This is a genomic window from Flavobacterium lotistagni, assembly GCF_011392125.1.
GTDB classification, from domain to species: domain Bacteria; phylum Bacteroidota; class Bacteroidia; order Flavobacteriales; family Flavobacteriaceae; genus Flavobacterium; species Flavobacterium lotistagni.
Map to the genome: position 1 here is coordinate 57,363 of NZ_JAAJBU010000010.1, position 12,674 is coordinate 70,036.

The 12,674-nt window shown below is 42.9% G+C and carries 10 protein-coding genes; 6 read left to right on the forward strand and 4 right to left on the reverse strand.

The features are described from left to right. Position 1: 1 nt before the first annotated feature. From G4D82_RS11405 to G4D82_RS11415, 3 genes are read left to right on the forward strand one after another with little or no spacing between them, the layout of a single operon-like run. Positions 2–2,389: a M20/M25/M40 family metallo-hydrolase gene (locus G4D82_RS11405; RefSeq protein ID WP_235924341.1), complete on the forward strand. Its 2,388-nt coding sequence runs from the start codon at positions 2–4 to the stop codon at positions 2,387–2,389. Continuing rightward, the gene (locus G4D82_RS11410; protein ID WP_166337410.1) at positions 2,389–3,195 is read left to right on the forward strand and encodes a Rossmann-fold NAD(P)-binding domain-containing protein; all 807 of its coding nucleotides are present in this window, start codon (positions 2,389–2,391) and stop codon (positions 3,193–3,195) included. Before G4D82_RS11405 ends, G4D82_RS11410 begins: the two co-directional genes overlap by 1 nt. Continuing rightward, complete coding sequence (locus G4D82_RS11415; RefSeq protein ID WP_235924342.1) at positions 3,196–4,119, forward strand: DMT family transporter; 924 nt, start codon at positions 3,196–3,198, stop codon at positions 4,117–4,119. 41 nt (positions 4,120–4,160) lie between these two features. Here G4D82_RS11415 and G4D82_RS11420 read toward each other — a convergent pair whose 3' ends face one another. Beyond that, on the reverse strand, positions 4,161–6,215 hold the full coding sequence (locus G4D82_RS11420; protein WP_166337411.1) for a M13 family metallopeptidase: 2,055 nt from the start codon (positions 6,213–6,215) through the stop codon (positions 4,161–4,163). Positions 6,216–6,305: 90 nt separating this feature from the next. Here G4D82_RS11420 and G4D82_RS11425 point away from each other — a divergent pair, with 90 nt between their 5' ends. The 3 genes from G4D82_RS11425 to feoB all read left to right on the forward strand — a co-directional run bounded on the left by G4D82_RS11425 (position 6,306) and on the right by feoB (position 9,394). Further along, positions 6,306–6,974: an SCO family protein gene (locus tag G4D82_RS11425; protein WP_166337412.1), complete on the forward strand. Its 669-nt coding sequence runs from the start codon at positions 6,306–6,308 to the stop codon at positions 6,972–6,974. An 81-nt stretch (positions 6,975–7,055) separates the two neighbouring features. Then, a complete protein-coding gene (locus tag G4D82_RS11430) occupies positions 7,056–7,295 on the forward strand; it encodes a FeoA family protein (protein WP_166337413.1) in 240 nt (79 codons plus the stop codon). Beyond that, positions 7,292–9,394 (forward strand): ferrous iron transport protein B, encoded by a 2,103-nt coding sequence (gene feoB / locus G4D82_RS11435; RefSeq protein WP_166337414.1) that lies wholly within the window; start codon positions 7,292–7,294, stop codon positions 9,392–9,394. Before G4D82_RS11430 ends, feoB begins: the two co-directional genes overlap by 4 nt. A 145-nt stretch (positions 9,395–9,539) precedes the next feature. Here the strand turns inward: feoB and G4D82_RS11440 are convergent, their stop codons facing one another. The 3 genes from G4D82_RS11440 to G4D82_RS11450 all read right to left on the reverse strand — a co-directional run bounded on the left by G4D82_RS11440 (position 9,540) and on the right by G4D82_RS11450 (position 12,667). Continuing rightward, a complete protein-coding gene (locus G4D82_RS11440; protein ID WP_166337415.1) occupies positions 9,540–9,965 on the reverse strand; it encodes a hypothetical protein in 426 nt (141 codons plus the stop codon). Positions 9,966–10,010: 45 nt separating this feature from the next. Continuing rightward, the gene (locus G4D82_RS11445; RefSeq protein ID WP_166337416.1) at positions 10,011–10,664 is read right to left on the reverse strand and encodes a metal-dependent transcriptional regulator; all 654 of its coding nucleotides are present in this window, start codon (positions 10,662–10,664) and stop codon (positions 10,011–10,013) included. Positions 10,665–10,795: 131 nt separating this feature from the next. Next, positions 10,796–12,667 carry an Nramp family divalent metal transporter gene (locus G4D82_RS11450; protein WP_166337417.1) on the reverse strand — a complete coding sequence of 624 codons (1,872 nt, stop codon included), beginning with the start codon at positions 12,665–12,667 and terminating at the stop codon, positions 10,796–10,798. Positions 12,668–12,674: the final 7 nt, after the last annotated feature.

Sequence of the window (12,674 nt, forward strand, 5' to 3'; positions counted from 1 at the left end):
AATGAAAAAAAACTTTCCCGCGCTATGGGCCACTTTGTTTTTAGTGGCTATCTTGGGGTTAATCTATTACACGATGATGCCGCGTGTGGTGTCTGAGCCCTCAGATTTAAACGAATTTTCTACAGAAAAATCACTTCAACACATCCGACAAATGACCCAACATCCGCATTATGTGGGTTCGGCTAATCATGAAACTGTGGCGAATTATTTGGTTCAGGAACTTAAAAATCTAGGACTGAATCCGCAAATTCAGCAAGGCACAACACTCACCGAATGGGGCAATCTGGTCAAATCCAAAAACATTATCGCCCGAATTAACGGAACCAATTCTTCTAAGGCACTTTTGCTACTCTCGCATTATGACAGCGCACCGCATTCGTTTTCCTTTGGTGCTAGTGATGACGCTTCAGGAGTAGCCACAATTCTAGAAGGACTGCGCGCATTTCTGCATCAAAAAGCACCACACAAAAACGACATTATTATTTTATTTTCCGATGCCGAAGAACTCGGTCTCAATGGCGCTGCACTATTTGTAACCCAACACCAATGGGCCAAAGAAGTTGGTTTGGCAATTAATTTCGAAGCACGCGGAAGTACAGGCCCAAGTTATATGCTCATGGAGGTCAATCAAGGCAATGCTGCTATGGTCAAAGGTTTTTCCGAGGCCAATCCGCGATATCCGGTTTCAAATTCGCTCATGTACAGCATCTATAAAATGCTTCCTAACGACACCGATTTGACTGTTTTTAGAGAGCAAGGCCAGATTCAGGGTTTTAATTTTGCCTTTATCGACAACCACTTCAATTACCACACGGCCCAAGACGATATGGCGCACTTGAACCAGCCCACTATTGCGCACCAAGGTTCTTATCTGATGCCGTTGTTGAGTTATTTTTCTAATGCCAATTTACAGGAGCTCAGCACCAAAGACGACCGGGTTTATTTCAACACACCGCTTAATTTTATAAGCTATCCGTTTGGTTGGATTATGCCGATGGCCATTGGTGCATTAGTATTGTTCTTGTTATTATTGGTGGTTGGTTTTGGAAAAAAAGTGTTGCTGGGCAAAGAAATTGGCAAAGGGTTTTTATACTTCTTCGCTGCGATTCTCAGCGTTGGGCTTTGTAACTATTTTGGATGGCAATTACTGTTGAAAATTTATCCGCAATACACTGACATTCTTCAGGGTTTTACCTACAACGGACATTATTATTTGGCCGCTTTTGGCTTTGTCAACCTTGCAGTTGGTTTCATTTTTTATGGAAACGCGAAATCAGTAACGGTCAATTTTAATCGAATGATTGCTCCGCTTTTTGTGTGGATATTAATCAATTTTGGGATTGCTTTTTATTTGCCAGGAGCTGGATTTTTTGTAATTCCGATATATTTCTGTTTGTTGATGCTGATGTATTTTATAGTAACCCAGCGTACGAATTTGGCTGTGAATTTAGTCTTGTCAGTGCCTGCTTTGGTGATTTTTGTTCCGTTTATCACACAGTTTCCGATAGGTCTAGGGCTAAAGATGCTTGCCGCTAGTGCTGCATTGACCCTACTGGTTTTCGCTTTGTTAATTCCTGTTTTTGGGTTGTTTGCGCCGAAACGAATTTGGACGACCTTGTTTTTATTGCTCTCGATTGTATTCCTTACTTTGGCACATTTCAAGTCTGATTATGAGTCAGGAAAAGCCAAGCCCAATAGTTTGGTGTATTGGTTCAACGCCGATTCGAATCAGGCTTTTTGGGCAACTTACGATGAAAACCTAGACGATTTTACTCAAAAGTATTTAGGGAAAAATCCAGCACCGGCTACAGCTTTACAAAAGAATTCGCTTTTTAGTAAATACGATTCCCAGTTTACATTTATGAAAAAGGCTTCGATGAAAGCCATCGCAAAACCTACCATAGATTTTCTGAAAGATTCAGTGGTTGGGCCATGGCGTTATCTTAAAATCAAAATCACACCCAACCGAAAAGTGAACCGGTACGATATTTTAGCCGATGAGAAAATGGCCATTCATAACCTGCGTGCCAATCAGGTAAAAGCCATCGGGCAAAAAGGCTCGCTTTACCCAAGAACAACTTCGCGGGTTTTGAGTTATTATGTGGTAGATAACGAACCTTTGGAACTCGAATTTAGCATCGCTTCGCAAGCTGTTCTGGAGATGAATCTCATCGAAAGTTCATTCGATTTGATGCAAAACCCTGTCTTCGAAATGACCCAACGGGCTTCATGGATGATGCCTAAACCTTTTGTACTGACCGATGCGGTTTGTTTGCAGCAAAAAATCAAGCCGTCGCAAAAACCTAAAACAGAAATCTTAACCGTACCTGCAATTCGGTTACAAAATGATACCGTTGTTTCGGTCATCGACACCGTTAAAATCAAATAATGTTGAAAAAACAAATCAGCATACTCGGTTGCGGTTGGCTCGGATTTCCTTTAGCAGAAGCCTTGCTCAGCGAAGGTTACTTGATTCACGGAGCGACTACTTCAGAAAGTAAAATGGTCAAGCTTGAAACCAGCGGCATCCAACCTTTTCAAATCGAAGTAGGTGCTGATCAAATCAAAGGCGATATCCAGTCTTTCTTAAATTCATCCGAAATTCTTATCGTTAATATACCGCCGCGCAGAAACTATGGCAACAAGGATTATTCGCAAAAGGCCAGACAAATTAAACAGGCGCTTGAGCATTCGGCAGTTAAAAAAATTTTGTGGGTCAGTTCGACTTCTGTTTTCCCTGATCAGAATCAAATCGTCACTGATGATTTCATGCCTCAACCCGATACCGATAGTGGAATGCAATTGTTTGAGGCCGAACAAATTTTTCAGAATAATTTCCATTGGCAAACGACAATTTTGCGTTTCGCCGGATTGATTTCAGAACAAAGGCATCCCGTATTTCATCTCTCAGGCAGGGAAAACATCGCCAACCCACAAGCGCCAATCAACCTGATACATCTGCATGACTGTATCGGAATTATTAGCAAAATCCTTCAGCGCGACCTTTGGGGCGAAACCTTCAATGCAGCCGCGCCTTTTCACCCCAACCGCGAAAGCTATTACACCGCGAAAGCCGAACAACTTAACATAGCATCGCCACAGTTTAATAACGATTTGCCTTCGGTAGGAAAAATAATCGCAGCCGACGGAATAACTTCAGCATTAGGCTATACCTTTGCCAAAAAGCAGCTCTGATTGAAAACCAAAATCAAAGAAATTATCGTCTCGAAATCACAAGCTATTGGCTTGCCGATTCTGGCTTTGTGCTGGGTGAGTTTTTTCTGGGGCACGACATGGATTGCCTCTAAAGAAGGTGTCAAGCACATGCCGGCAATGCAATTGGTCGCTATCAGACAATTTTTAGGTGGTATTTTATATGTGGCTTACTTTGTTGTAAAGAAAGCGCCTTGGCCCAAACCTTCGCAATGGAAAACCATCTTGATTTTAAGCCTGCTGAATTTTGTGCTCAGCAACGGTTTGAGCACTTGGGGCGTGAAATACATCAGCAGCGGACTGGGCGCTATTTTAGGAGCGATTTTCCCGATTTGGATTGTCGTGATTTCCTTGTTCAGAGGCGAAAAAATTTCCAAAGGAGCCATTGTCGGGTTTTTGGTTTGCTTCGTTGGGATCTGTTTGGTTTTTTATGACCACCTGCTCGATTTTCTGCTGCCAGAATTCCGATTCGGTATTTTACTGTCTATGACAGCCACGCTTACTTGGGCTTTCGGCACATTGTATACCAAGGAAAAAGCGGCGAGTTTTAATCCGTATTTCAGTTTGGGTTTGCAGATGTTGCTCTCGAGTATTTTTCTCTTTGCTATTATCGGAGCATCAGGAACGACCATTCCGTTGGGTAAAATTCCGGCGGTATCTTGGTGGTCGATTACTTATTTGGTTGTGATTGGTTCGGTGCTCACCTTTGTGGCGTTTATTTACACATTACAAAAACTTCCAGCAGAAATCAGTAGTATTTATGCTTACATCAATCCGATTGTAGCAGTAATTTTAGGAGCGATACTTTTTGACGAAGCCTTAACGCCACTGATAATTGTAGGTGGTGCAGTGGTGCTCTGCGGGCTCTATGTGGTCAATCAGGCGATGCGAAAAAAGAAGTTATAATAAAAAATCCCGCCTAAACATATGACGGGATTTGAATTCAATTACCAGATTTTTACTCGTTTACTTGGTTCGAGGTAGAGCTTGTCGCCTTTCTTGATATCAAAGGCTTTATAAAACGCATCAATATTTTGTAAAGGCACATAACCTCTGTATTGGTCAGGCGAATGCGGATCGGTTTTTACTTGCGTTTTGATCGATTCTTCACGGGTTTTGGCTCGCCATGCTCTAGTCCAAGAAATAAAGAAACGTTGCTCAGGAGTGTAACCATCGATTAGTCCGGGGTTTTTGGAAGATTTCAGATACAATTGTAAACCGTCATAAGCAGCATTGACTCCGCCCAAATCACCAATATTTTCGCCCAAGGTGAATTTGCCATCGACATGAACACCAGGATAAGGTTCTAGTGCGCTGTACTGATCGGCTAGGGCACCGCCGAGTTCGGTAAATTTTTTCAAATCTTCCTCGGTCCACCAATCTGATAAATTACCTTGCGCATTGTAACGCGAACCAGAATCGTCAAAACCATGTGAAATTTCGTGACCAATCACAGCGCCAATAGCTCCATAATTTAACGCTTCATCTACACGGTAATCATACATAGGTGCTTGAAGTATTGCCGCTGGGAAAACAATCTCGTTGTAGGAAGGATTGTAATAAGCATTCACGGTTTGAGGTGCCATGAACCATTCGGTTTTATCAACGGGTTTGTTGAGCTTATCAATTTGGTTGTTGAAATTCCAACGCGCGAGGTTGTTCGAGTTTTCAAAGAAACTACCGCCTTCTGAAGCCGCTGTAATTTGCAATTTGGAATAATCTTTCCAGTTGTCAGGATAGCCTACTTTAATAATCATCTTGTCAATTTTTTCCTGTGCTTTTACTTTTGTAGCAGCCGACATCCAAGATAGGTTGTCGATTCTGGTTTTATATGCAGTAATGATATTTTTAATCATGCTTTCTGCTTTATTTTTTGCTTCGGCAGGAAACATTTTCTCTACATACAATTTACCCAAAGCTTGCCCGATCGAACTATTTACGGTTTGTAAAGCTCGTTCATCAAGGGGTCGTCTTTTTTGGATGCCATTGAGCGTTTTTCCGTAAAAGTCAAAATTGGCTTCTGCTATTGCATCGGAAAGTTGCCCGGCGGTGCGGTTGAGTATAACCCATCGCATGTAAGCCTTCCAAGCATCGAGCTGGTTTTCTGTCAGGATATTGTGCAAGGCAGTCATATATCTGGGCTGGGTTACAATAACCGAATTCAGATTGGTAATTCCTAAAGCAGTAAAGTATGCATTCCAATTGATGGCTGGAGTGAGTTTTTGTAACTCAGTAACGGTCATTGGGTTGTATTGTTTACGGCTGTCGCGACGTTCTACACGATCCAATCTAGGCTGAGACATGGCGGTCTCCAATGCAAGAATCTTTTCTGCTGCAACTGAGTTGGCTTTCATATCTGGATTCAAAAAGCCCAGCATTCGTGTTAGGTGCAACACATATTTAGCTCTTTTGTCTTTGGATTCCTTATCGTCTGCTATATAATAATCGCGATCGGGCAAACCGAGTTTTCCAGGAGCAATATTGACCGAATTCTTATTACTGTCTTTGTCATCGGCGCCAATGTACATGGCAAAAAAACCGATGCCACCCAGAGGCTCCATTTCGGTAATTAGGGTTTGAAGATCTTGAAGGTTTTTTACCGCGTCAATCTTTGCTAGATATGGTTTTATAGGGTCAATTCCTTGTTTGTTGCGAGTCAAGGTGTCCATTACCGAAGTATATAAATTGATGGCTTTTCCTTGGTCAGTGTTGGAAGCATATTTTCCGCTGGCAGTGGCTTCCTTCAAGATTTTAGCCACCTCTTTATTGGTGTTCTCGTAGATTTCGGTCATGGTTCCCCAAGAAGTTTTGTCGCTCGGGATTTGCGTTTTATCTAGCCAACTTCCGTTGACGAAACGATAAAAATCATCTCCGGGTTTTACTTTGCGGTCCATGTCGTTGAGGTCGATTCCGGCTTTTGGGCTATTCTGGGCCTGTACCGCTGTTCCTAGTATAAGCGCGGAAGCGATAACAATTAGAGAAGGATAAGCAATTTTTTTCATTTTATTTATTTGGATTTGGATGTAAAACTAATGCTATTTTTTAAAAGGCCATAGGTCTTGATTTGCTACTTTTGTTACAAATTTTGAATCATGCTAGATTTTTTGAAGAAATTCCGGATTTTCTTCGGAATTATGGGTGTTTTTTCGGTGCTCTGCATCGGGTTGTTTTACATGGCGCTGAAGCCCAAAAAGACATTGCCGATTTTTAACCCGGCCGATGTCAACCCTGAATTGGTAGATAGTACCATGCAATATGTAGAGAAGTACCATACCATTGCCGACTTTTCTTTCACCAATCAAAATGGCAAAACCATAACCCAAAAAGATTATGAAGGTAAAGTGTATGTGGCCGATTTTTTCTTCACTACTTGCGGTTCAATTTGCCCGATTATGACTACCAACATGATGGATGTACAAAAGGCTTTTTTGAATGATCCAAGGGTGATGATTTTGTCGCACACGGTTTTCCCGGAAACGGATTCTGTACCGGTTCTAAAGAAGTACGCTACTGAAAAAGGCGTTGACGATAAAAAGTGGAATTTGGTTACCGGCGATAAAAAGCAAATTTATGCCATGGCGCGCAAGTCTTATCTGGCGGTCAAACTCGGCAAACCTTCGGAACTTTACGACATGGTACATACCGAGAACTTTGTGTTGGTCGACTCCAAACGCCGTGTTCGAGGTTTTTACGACGGCACAAAAAAAGAAGAAGTTCAAAGACTAATTGACGATATCCATTGGCTTTTAGAAGAAGAATAAAATTTGATTAAATGTTGTCGTTTTGCGGCGATAATCCAATTTAATCTTTACTTTTGCAATCTTAATTCAATCTAAATAAGCTTGCCAACGATTGCCCATTTACGCAAAGGCGAAAAAGCAACCATCGATGATTTTGAGGTGGAAGAAATTCCGTTAAAATTACTCGAAATGGGCTGCTTGCCGGGTAATTCAGTCGAACTCATTCAGATTGCGCCCTTTGGCGATCCGCTGTATTTGAACATCAACGGCGCTTATGTGTCGATTCGGGTAGAAACGGCGCAAAAGATAAAAATTGACCGGATTCAAAACCCTGAATCATGACGGCCAAACAAATTCTCAACGTAGCGCTCATCGGAAATCCGAACACCGGAAAAACTTCGGTATTTAATCAGCTTACCGGTTTGAACCAACAAGTGGGCAATTATCCCGGGATTACCGTGGAGAAGAAAATGGGCTTCTGCAAATTGCCTTACAACTTCAAGGCAAACATTTTAGATTTACCCGGAACTTATAGCCTGAACGCAAGTTCCATCGATGAAAACGTGGTCATTGAAATGCTGTTGAATAAAAACGACCATTTGTATCCCGATGTGGTTTTGTTGGTGACCGATGTGGAGAATCTCAAGCGAAATTTGCTGCTGTTCACTCAAATTAAAGATTTAGAGTTGCCGACAATTCTGGTCATCAATATGGCCGACCGCATGAAATCTAAAGGCATTAGTTTGGATATTGCGTTTCTGGAAGATCAATTAAAAACCAAAATTGCACTGGTAAGTTCACGCAAAGGCCATGGCATCGAGGCTTTGAAAGAGCTTATTGTCAATTATAAATCACTCTCGACCGAGCCTTGCTTGAACGCCTCGAGCATTGATCCGGTGTATTTCGATAGTTTGCGCAAAACCTTTCCGAACCAGTTGCTATACAAACTTTGGCTCGTGATTACGCAAGATGTGAATTTCCTGAACCTCGAGCGCAACGAAATCCGCAGCAGGCATACGCGTTCGCATGCCGATTTGAAACGGTTACAACAGAAAGAAACCATCAAGCGCTACCAATTCATCAATGATGTTTTAAAACAAGGCCAAACCATCGACCGCGAGAAAGCCACCGATTTCAGAAGCCGTCTAGATAGAGTGCTGACGCATCGTTTTTGGGGCTACGTGATTTTTTTCATGATACTGGCCGTGATTTTCCAATCAATTTTCAATTGGTCTAAAATCCCGATGGACTTTATCGACACCACTTTTGCCAACCTGAGCAACAGTGCTGCGCAAAATATGCCTCCAGGCGTGTTGACCAACTTGATTTCGCAAGGCATTATTCCGGGCATCGGCGGGATTTTAATTTTCATTCCGCAGATTGCCTTTCTGTTTATGTTCATTTCGATTCTCGAAGAAAGCGGTTATATGAGCCGCGTGGTTTTTTTGATGGATAAGATTATGCGCCGATTTGGGCTCTCCGGCAAAAGCGTTGTTCCGCTGATTTCAGGAACGGCTTGTGCGATTCCGGCCATTATGGCGACCCGAAATATCGAGAATTGGAAAGAAAGACTCATTACGATTTTGGTCACGCCATTCACCACTTGTTCTGCGCGGTTGCCTGTTTATGCCATCATTATTGCGTTGGTGATTCCCGATCAATATGTGTTTGGCATTGTGAATTTGCAAGGGTTGACCTTAATGTTACTCTATTTGGTAGGGTTTACTATGGCGGTTTTTGCAGCTTATGTGCTCAACAAAATACTAAAGATCCAAAGCAAAACTTATTTTGTAGTGGAAATGCCGAACTACAAATTACCGCTGTTCAAAAACGTATTTATCAATGTCGTAGAAAAAACCAAGGCATTTGTTTTCGGTGCCGGAAAAATCATCTTGTCGATTTCCATTATTTTGTGGTTTTTGGCTTCGAATGGCTCGGGTGAGAATTTCAACCAAGCCGAGAAAATTGTTTTTGAACAACACCGCGAGAAACCTTTGTCTAATGAAGAATTCTCCAACGCGGTCGCCTCGCAGAAGTTAGAAAATTCCTATATCGGACAGATGGGGAAAACCATTGAACCGCTGATTTCGCCTTTGGGTTACGATTGGAAAATAGGCATTGCTGTGATCAGTTCGTTTGCTGCGCGCGAAGTTTTTGTAGGCACTTTGGCCACCATTTACAGCGTAGGCGATACCGACAGTGAAGACACCATCAAAGACAAAATGAAAGCCGAGACCAATGATGAAACCGGCGAGAAAGTGTTCAGCTTCGCCACCGGAATTTCGCTGCTTTTGTTTTATGCTTTTGCGATGCAGTGCGCCAGTACATTAGCCATCACAAAAAAAGAAACCAATTCCTGGAAATGGCCTGCGGTGCAACTCGTTTTAATGAGCGGATTGGCTTATATCATTGCATTGACGGCATACCAACTACTCAAATAAAATTCGTGTTTCATCCCACATGCTACAACAAATCATAGCTTATATCATCCTTGGTTTTGCCATCGTTTTCTTGGCTCAGAAGTTCTTTTTAAAAAAGAAAAAATCCGGAAAGAACTGTGGCCCGGATGATTGCGGCTGTAACTAATTACGGGTTGATTGCCACTTTGATCACGTAACTTTTAGGATTGATCTTCACTTCATTTTTTGGATAAGGAAATAAAGTCACACTTTTGATTTTTTCAATCGGAATCGAAAGTTGTTCGGCAATCCATTGTTTGTTTTCGTCTTGGGTTTTGGGCGAGAAAGTCAGGATTTGCTCGTCATTCCATTTGCCTTTTTTGTATACGGAAATGTTGGCTTGGGCTTCTCCGGGCCAAATGCAATCGGTACCTTCAGGGCAACGCGCATCGGATATGACTTTTTTCAAGAACAATTGGGTTCCGGTTTTTTTGAGCGTTTTGGTTTGGGTAATCGTAAAATCTGCCAGTTTGGGTTTTTTGCTTTTCTTTTTTTGTGCCGACACCGACAAACAGCACAAACTTAGCAATATGAGGATCAATTTGTTTTTCATAGCTTTAATGTGGATTTGGATTTCTTACGGCGAAGCGGCCTTATTTTATATCAGTTTCACGTAAAGGTTGCTCGCGATTTTGTGTGAAATCACGATTTGTCGCTGTTCGATTTCGATTTTTAAAGATAAGTCAAATTCTTCTTCAGACAACATTTTGATTTGGGTTCCGAGTGCGATTTTGTTGTTGTCGAGGTATTTTAAGAAAGCCGCTGAAGAATCTTTAACACCCACACATTGACAATCTTGTCCGGGCAATACTTCGCTGAGCAATACTTTCTCGATGGCAATCACTTTACCGCTGCGGTCCGGAATAGGATCGCCGTGCGGATCTTTGGTCGGGTTGCCCAAAAAGTCGTCGAGGCGGTTGATGAGTTGCTCTGATTTGATGTGTTCGAGTTGCTCGGCCACATCGTGTACTTCATCCCAAGCGAATTGGAGTTTGTCTACCAGAAAAACTTCCCAAAGCCGGTGTTTGCGCACAATCATTTTGGCGGCGAGCAAACCTTTCTGAGTCAGGGAAACACCTTGGTATTTTTTGTAGTTCACCCAATCTTTATCAGACAATTTCTTGAGCATATCGGTCACCGAAGACGCCTTGGTTTCCATTTTTTCGGCAATGGCGTTGGTGCTCACTTCACTGCCGCTGGCCGCAGTCAGGTGATAAATCGTTTTGAGGTAATTTTCTTCGGATAAGGTCATCGGCTCAGATTTTTTGCTAGCCAAAGATACGATTTCAATTCGAATGCGATTGCCCTAGCCCTGATGACAGCGGCATCCTTTTCAAGCCTGCAAGGATTGTAAAGATAAAGCGGACAGCAGGTTCCCGGCTTCTAATACTTAATCAAAAACAGCGGAATCTTAATTTCATGACGCACTTTATCGACGGTGGTACCAAACAACAAATCCTTGAACGTATGGTGGCCGTGCGTGCCCATGATAAGCATATCGAAATCGCGGCTGTTGATGAAATCGGAAATGGCCTTGCCCGGTTTGCCAAAGCCCAGTTTGGTCGTGACCTGATAGCCTTTCTCGGAGAGCATCTGGAAATATTCGTGCAGGAGTTGCTCGTCGATAGTGGTTTCGTGGTCTTTTATAGTGCTGCCATACATCATCGCACCTACGGTTTCTACAATATGGATTAAGGTGTAATGCGCGTCTTTGCCTCCAAGCGAAATGGCGTGTTGCAGTGCTTTTTCATCTGCGGCCGAGAAGTCAACCGTGACTGCTATTTTTTTGGTGGTGAGATTCTCGAACGAAGACAGCCTCAGTGCAAAATGGTGCGGCGAATGGTTCTCGATGCGCTGTCGGGCCTTGACCAAAAACGGTTGAAAGACAATGTAAAGCAACAGCACCAGAAAACCAAAGGCCAAAGGAACTACTGTAAGCCAAAGCACAATCGGATTTTCGGAAGTTTCGAGCCAGCCTTTGATTTCGTCAAACACTAATTTAGCATTGAGCGAAACGATAATCGAGGCAATAATCCAGGCGGCGATTCTAGTCGCGGTACTAATGTGAAAACCTTTCATTTTCGATTCGTCGCTCACGAAATGGATCAGCGGAATAATCGCAAAACCAAGCTGTAAACTCAGAATGACTTGACTGAAAATCAGCATCTTTCCGGTCACGCTTTCGCCATAAACCAGAATGACAATCACGGCCGGAACAATCGCAATGAGGCGCGTGATGATGCGGCGAACCCAAGGTTGGATGCGCAGGTTGAGGTAACCTTCCATGACGATTTGCCCGGCTAAAGTTCCGGTAATGGTCGAGCTTTGTCCGGCGGCAATCAATGCGACTGCAAATAAAATCGGAGCCCATTTTGTACCTAAGATTGGCTCCAGAAAACGATGCGCATCTTGAATTTCGGCTACTTCGAACATGCCGTTTTTATAGAATGTAGCAGCGGCCAGGATCAGAATGGCAGCATTGACGAAGAAGGCGAGGTTCAGTGCAATGGTACTGTCGATAAAATTGTACTTCAACGCTTGTTTGATGCCGCTGGGGCTTCGGTCGAATTTTCGCGTTTGCACCAATGAAGAATGCAGATAAAGATTGTGTGGCATGACCGTGGCACCGATGATTCCGATGGCGATATACAAAGCGGTTTCGTCGGGTAAGGAAGGCACTAATCCGCCAATGATTTTCGGAAGTTCAGGTTGGGCGAAAATCATCTCGCAGATAAACGAAAGCCCAATGATGGAAACCAAAGTAATAATGAAGGCTTCCATTTTGCGAATGCCTTTATTGATTAGGAAGAGCAACAAAAAAGTGTCTAAAACCGTAATCATCACACCTTGAATTAGTGGTAATCCGAACAAAAGATTGATTCCGATGGCCATTCCGAGCACTTCGGCCAAATCACAGGCAGCAATAGCAATTTCGGCCAAGAAATACAAAATATAGTTCACGTAGCGCGAGTAAGTTTCCCTAGATGCTTGGGCGAGATCACGCTGGGTAACAATACCCAAACGCGCACTCAAACTTTGCAGCAACAGCGCCATGATGTTACTCATGAGCAACACCCAAATGAGCGCGTAACCAAATTGACTTCCTCCGGCAATATCGGTCGCCCAGTTGCCCGGATCCATATAACCGACACTGATGAGGTAAGCCGGGCCAAAGAAAGCCAAGATTTTTCTGAAAACTGAGGTTTTGTTTTGCGTCGAGACGGATTGATTGACTTCTTCCAAAGAGGTATTCATCACATTT

What these genes read in the sequence shown, in the direction of transcription:
- G4D82_RS11420 (WP_166337411.1), bottom strand. Translation starts at nt 6,215, where the DNA reads ATGAAAAAAATTGCTTATCCTTCTCTAATTGTTATCGCTTCCGCGCTT.
- G4D82_RS11440 (WP_166337415.1), bottom strand. Translation starts at nt 9,965, where the DNA reads ATGAAAAACAAATTGATCCTCATATTGCTAAGTTTGTGCTGTTTGTCG.
- G4D82_RS11405 (WP_235924341.1), top strand. Translation starts at nt 2, where the DNA reads ATGAAAAAAAACTTTCCCGCGCTATGGGCCACTTTGTTTTTAGTGGCT.
- G4D82_RS11450 (WP_166337417.1), bottom strand. Translation starts at nt 12,667, where the DNA reads ATGAATACCTCTTTGGAAGAAGTCAATCAATCCGTCTCGACGCAAAAC.
- feoB (WP_166337414.1), top strand. Translation starts at nt 7,292, where the DNA reads ATGACGGCCAAACAAATTCTCAACGTAGCGCTCATCGGAAATCCGAAC.
- G4D82_RS11410 (WP_166337410.1), top strand. Translation starts at nt 2,389, where the DNA reads ATGTTGAAAAAACAAATCAGCATACTCGGTTGCGGTTGGCTCGGATTT.
- G4D82_RS11425 (WP_166337412.1), top strand. Translation starts at nt 6,306, where the DNA reads ATGCTAGATTTTTTGAAGAAATTCCGGATTTTCTTCGGAATTATGGGT.
- G4D82_RS11445 (WP_166337416.1), bottom strand. Translation starts at nt 10,664, where the DNA reads ATGACCTTATCCGAAGAAAATTACCTCAAAACGATTTATCACCTGACT.